Raw genomic sequence first — 4641 nt, 5'->3', positions numbered from 1 at the left:
AGTCAAATACGATTGTGGATGTTTTAGAGAAAGTCTTAGATAAAGGGGTTGTCATCGCAGGGGATATTACGGTCGGGATAGCCGATGTTGAACTATTGACTATCAAAATCCGTTTAATCGTCGCTTCAGTCGATAAAGCAAAGGAAATCGGCATGGACTGGTGGGAAAACGATCCTTACCTCAGTTCCAAAGCGGCTGACAATAATACACGGGCACTTGAAGCTGAAAATAAAAAGCTGCAGGAGCGCCTGGAATCACTTGAGAAAAAGATGGACACAAATCGGTTGAAGACTAGCAATCAATCAAACTAATTGGAGGTTTTAAAAATGGCAGAGAAAAATACAAAGGTCGAAAACACAACTGTAGAGAATGATACACAGGATAAAAAATCAACAAATGATAAGAAAAGGAGAATGAGCGGGCCGATCAAGCGCACAGTCGCGGGAAGTGTGCTCGGTGCCACCGTAGGATATCTGGCGACTCCTGAAAACGGCAAAAAGTTACTAGACTCAATCGATCAGGAAAAATTAAAAAGCAAAAGCCTCGATTTCGGAAAAGCGGCTAAGGAAAAATCAAGAAGTGCCGTCACTTCACTGAAATCTTCAACAGCAAACTTATTTAACAGGGATAATAAAGAATCGGATGAATCCGGAGAAGAAAGCGAAACGACAGTAAGCTCAAGCCAATCTGAAGAATCTAATGGGGAAAACGATAAAGACAACGACTATGAATCTCTTAAAAAAGAAAACGAAGAGCTTCAGAACCGTCTGCAAAAATTAGAGGACATGCTCACAAAGCTGTCTGAGAGTGACGGCGATGATGAGGAAGAAGACAAAGACGAAGATGAAGATGAAGAAGAAGTAAAGGCAAAAGGAAAAAAGGGTTCAGCTAAATCCTCCAAGAAGGCAGAAGACGAAGAAGATACTGATGATGATGAAGAAGAGGAAGACGAAGAAGAGTCAAAGAGTAAGAAGAAATCATCTAAAAAGAATGAAGACGATGATGAGGACGAGACGGAAGAAGATGATGAAGATGACTCTAAAGAAGACAATAAACAAAGCAAGTCAAGTTCATCCAAGAACAAAAAGCGTTCAACACGCAAATCTTCAAAATCAAAGAAATCAACAAATAAAGATGATGAAGACGAAGAAGAAGGAACAACGCTTTCCAGTGATGACGACACATCTTCTTAAAAAGACTATTTTCGCAAACCTTGTTCCTTACACAAGAAAATACCGGAATTTAGGTGTTTTCGGCCGCACTCGGTGCACGTACAAGCTTGATTTTTGAAAAGAGCACTGTACACACTATATTTGATATTCTTCATCACGTACAAAAAGCAACAATCGGTTAGAAAAAACCCTGACACGGAAGGGAGAAGTGGACATGAGCTCAGAAGCTAAGGATAGTATTTTGGAATTCTTTGTACAAGCAGCCAATAAGCATGACTTTACGCTGGACGTTACACTCAATGTAAAGGGTTCGGTCATTTCAGGAACCCTCGTATCTGCAAAAGACTACTTTGACGCTCTCAGCGAAAACTTTGAAGACGGCAGCGATGTTGCCCAGAGACTAAGCGAAGAGCTTGTCAAAGCAGGGGAGACGGTGGAAGAAAACAGCAATACTGAAGCTAATTTCATCCATTTGAAAAATACTAAAGTATACTGCGGAGACAGCAAGCCTACCCCTTCGAAGGGAAAAATCCTTTGGAGAGGCAAGTTGAGTGAAGTTGACGGATTCTTCTTAGGAAAGATATCAGAATCAAAAAACAGCAGTAAATAAGCAAAGGCCGGGAGATCCATCTCCCGGCCATTGTTTGTAGAAGGCGAAAGACGGTGCTCCCGTCCAATTCAAGCATCAGGCGCCATGTACTTTTACAGCCGCGGAACTCTATATTTATTGATGGCCGGCTGGTTACACGTTTAGATTGCCGCCAAAAGACGGATCATTTCATGTTTACATCCTCGATCGTACTGACTTTATTGTTGCGAAAACTAATGTGCACGAAAGAATTTCCTGAATCCCCGTCCCATACGTAATTTACCTGATGTGCTTTCGTCCCCGGCTTTCCATTATCCCCCTGCTGCTTGCCCTCACCCCCGATGATGCCGACCACTTCCTGGAGTTCCATCCCTTTCTTTATCTGGAGGAGTTCATCCGAAGTGATTTGGGGGGAGTTTCCTTCTTCACTGGTACTGGAACAAGCCGATGCGGATAGGAACAAGATCCCGCAGATGAATGCGTGTATGAATCGTTTTTTCATATGTGTCCTCCTGCTTTGTCTTTTTAATGATGGAACGGAGGAAAAGGGGATAGTGTTTCATTTTTGAGAAAGTTTATAAGGGTTTTCTTAAGGAGTTATTTCCTGAAGGGGGGCTGGCTGCCAAGTTGGTGCAGAGGAACTGCGTGGAAAACTTATAAAACACCCGATGATGTTTTCTTTGTACGTTCAGCGGGTAAACAAATACATAACAAAGGAGGTTACCTTTTTTATGAAACGTTTAATTGGCAGACTGATCAAATGGGGACCTATCATCTATCCAATTTATAAAAAATACCGCAATAAGAGAAAATCCCGTAAATCGATGACGTATTGAAAAAAGCAGCCTGAGGGCTGTTTTTTTGTTTGGATTGGGTGGGAATTAAATATGGGAGTTGTGCATGGAGGGGTGTTGACTAGCAAAAAGACTCCCTGAGAGTTCATTCTCTCAAGGAGTCTTTAAATCATTATCAGCGAGATGTTTTTCTCATGCCTCTTAACAGTAAGCTTAACAGGAATACGAAGATGATTGCTCCGATCAATGCCGGGATGATGGCGATTCCTGCGAGTGTTGGTCCGAAGCTTCCAAGCAGTTCTCCGCCGATCCATGCTCCGATGATGCCTGCGATGATATTTCCGATGACTCCACCGGGAACGTCTTTACCGAGTATCAATCCCGCTAACCAGCCAATTATTCCTCCTACGATTAAATATAAAATAAACCCCATAATTATTACCTCCATTTTTTGTATTGTAATAAGTGCTGTTAGATTAATATTTCCCGGTCATAAGATAGTTAAAACCTTAATAAGTGGTCACTTGGAATATTTTTTGTAGGAAATACATGATGTATTTAATCACAGGAAGTTTATCCTGATACGTTTTATACTCGACTGTATAGTTGCCGTCCTCGTTATTCCAAAGCCGCTTGAAGTAGTCGTCCACTGATTGGATGAATTCACTCTCTGTAGTAGAGCTGAGCTTGATATTCTCTTCAAGATTGTAGTCATCGAGATTTCTTGACGTATAGTTGGTGGACCCTCCAATGACGATGGACTGCTTCTTTCCCTTTACATAGATGAACTTCGAATGGTATTGTTCTTTGTTCGTGTCATACCAGCGGACTTTAATATATTTTTTGTTTAGGTTGTGAAGTTCGGATGCGATCGGCAGGTTGGGAAGCCCGATTTTTTCCTGACCGAATGCGTTCTGGTTCGGGTCTAATATGAGTCTGACCTCCACTTTACGTTCTGCTGCATCTTCTATGGCATCGATGATATCCCTGTCGGCTAAGTAAAACATGCCAATCCAGATTTCGTCTCCACTTTCTGCCTCGTCCATTGCCTTGACCACATGATCCTGCACTTTGCTTTCAGTGAGGATCTGAGCCTTCACATCAGGTCCTTGACCGGCACCGGAAGGCTTAATCAAGTGATCGAGCTCTTTGTTCGTTGGAAAGGCATTTTCATCCCCGCCGGAATAGGCTGCAACCGCCTTTTCGGCTTTTACCATGTCCTTCAGGATCTCCCCTTTGACCTTAAAGGCAATATTGGAGTGGAATCCGCTTGCATCATGGGGATTGGCTGATAGGATAAGTCCGGCATCCTCTGTGATCACGACTTTTCTATGATTCGCCTTTACGTTCAATAATTTCAAATAGGACCGCGCCGTCACCTTTGGGGCTGAGGAGGCCATCGGGTTCGGCAGCCAGCCGTATCCTTCCTGACCGAACCACCCGATGGCCGATCTCCAGATTCCTGAATAGATGATGTTCGGATCGCGCAGCTTGTTCAAGTTGGTATAAATGACATCCGCCCCCAGCTCCTTCAGAGGGGCAATTTGATTGGCAGTATGGGAACGATAGGACGTATTTATATGATCAGTGATGAAGACAACCTTTAAGCCGGGATTTTTTTTTATCTGTTCCTTGATGGTCTGTTTTAATTTCTCACTCAGTTTTGGGTAGGGACGAGATCCATCTGTGTACCCGTTGACGAGGAAGAGGTCAAGCACGAGGAAATCGTCTGCTTTTTCAATGATTTTGTAGACTTCATCAAAGATGGAGTGGTCGTACACTTCCTTGCCGTTTTTGTCATAGGTAAGATCGTATAAAAATTCCACATCTTTTTGAGCGAGTGTGTATATCTCTCCTTCGTAGGATATCCCTGGCGGAAGGGGCTTTACCCGATGGTAGAGCATGATTGCAGTGAGGATCAGGATGACTCCCCCGCCGATCCGCCAGCGTTTCTTCTGATGCCACTTGTGCTTCTGTTTCAATTGAATTCCCCTGTTCTTCCATTTTTTAATTACTATACCCTTTGCAGTGGAAAAAGAATCCTGTTTGAAGGGGGTACTGAAGATCTTGTTCAAGAAAAAGAGGG

Annotated in this window: 7 protein-coding genes; 4 read left to right on the top strand and 3 right to left on the bottom strand. The window is 43.1% G+C overall.

Annotated elements, in window-relative coordinates; all coding sequences use genetic code 11:
• The 3 genes from HP456_RS20165 to gvpU all read left to right on the top strand — a co-directional run.
• On the top strand, positions 1-311 hold a 311-nt coding region (locus HP456_RS20165; protein ID WP_172254425.1), incomplete at its 5' end, for a gas vesicle protein.
• Positions 312-326: 15 nt separating this feature from the next.
• Positions 327-1193 carry a YtxH domain-containing protein gene (gene gvpT, locus HP456_RS20160; protein ID WP_172254423.1) on the top strand — a complete coding sequence of 289 codons (867 nt, stop codon included), beginning with the start codon at positions 327-329 and terminating at the stop codon, positions 1191-1193.
• Between the two features lie 193 nt (positions 1194-1386).
• Positions 1387-1782: a gas vesicle accessory protein GvpU gene (gene gvpU / locus HP456_RS20155; protein WP_172254421.1), complete on the top strand. Its 396-nt coding sequence runs from the start codon at positions 1387-1389 to the stop codon at positions 1780-1782.
• A gap of 163 nt (positions 1783-1945) precedes the next feature.
• Here gvpU and HP456_RS20150 read toward each other — a convergent pair whose 3' ends face one another.
• On the bottom strand, positions 1946-2263 hold the full coding sequence (locus HP456_RS20150; protein WP_172254419.1) for a hypothetical protein: 318 nt from the start codon (positions 2261-2263) through the stop codon (positions 1946-1948).
• Positions 2264-2492: 229 nt separating this feature from the next.
• On the opposite strand from HP456_RS20150, the gene yxzF reads away from it, so the two are divergent.
• Positions 2493-2597, top strand: a complete 105-nt coding sequence (yxzF, locus tag HP456_RS25790; protein WP_512698779.1) for a small protein YxzF — start codon at positions 2493-2495, stop codon at positions 2595-2597.
• Between the two features lie 133 nt (positions 2598-2730).
• Here the strand turns inward: yxzF and HP456_RS20145 are convergent, their stop codons facing one another.
• On the bottom strand, positions 2731-2988 hold the full coding sequence (locus tag HP456_RS20145) for a GlsB/YeaQ/YmgE family stress response membrane protein (protein WP_172254417.1): 258 nt from the start codon (positions 2986-2988) through the stop codon (positions 2731-2733).
• A 76-nt stretch (positions 2989-3064) separates the two neighbouring features.
• Positions 3065-4641: phospholipase D family protein (locus HP456_RS20140; protein ID WP_312857799.1), on the bottom strand; the 1577-nt coding region annotated here is incomplete at its 5' end.

Origin of the sequence: Bacillus haikouensis (assembly GCF_013179555.1) — a bacterium.
In the GTDB taxonomy this organism is placed as follows: Bacteria; Bacillota; Bacilli; order Bacillales; family Bacillaceae_B; genus Rossellomorea; species Rossellomorea haikouensis_A.
This window is presented reverse-complemented; position numbering and strand designations above follow the sequence as displayed.